The sequence below is a fragment of the Collinsella tanakaei genome, from assembly GCF_016902615.1.
GTDB lineage: Bacteria > Actinomycetota > Coriobacteriia > Coriobacteriales > Coriobacteriaceae > Collinsella > Collinsella tanakaei_A.
Map to the genome: position 1 here is coordinate 1 of NZ_JACJMB010000087.1, position 356 is coordinate 356.

Genomic DNA, 356 nt, shown 5'->3' on the forward strand with positions numbered 1-356 from the left:
TCGAGTAGGACTCGAACCTACAACAACGCGGTTAACAGCCGCGGGCTCTACCATTGAGCTATCGAGGAATCTCGGTTGCCTGTTCGCAACAAGGAATAGTATAGACAAATCAACGCGGTGCGCAAGATATTTTTTGTCTCCATCGGGGACGGGATAGTTCGGTGCCACCGGGGCGCGAGCATGCCTGATGGCACCGAACTATCCCGTCCCCGATGGAGACAACGAAAAGCCCCGCCGGGTGACCGGTGGGGCTGAAACGTTCTGGCTCCTCGAGTAGGACTCGAACCTACAACAACGCGGTTAACAGCCGCGGGCTCTACCATTGAGCTATCGAGGAATCTCGGTTGCCTGTTCGC

Annotated in this window: 1 tRNA gene; it reads right to left on the reverse strand. The window is 56.5% G+C overall.

Features of this window, described 5'->3' with window-relative positions:
* Positions 1-262: 262 nt before the first annotated feature.
* Positions 263-337, reverse strand: a tRNA-Asn gene (locus H6A21_RS10830).
* Positions 338-356 lie beyond the last annotated feature (19 nt).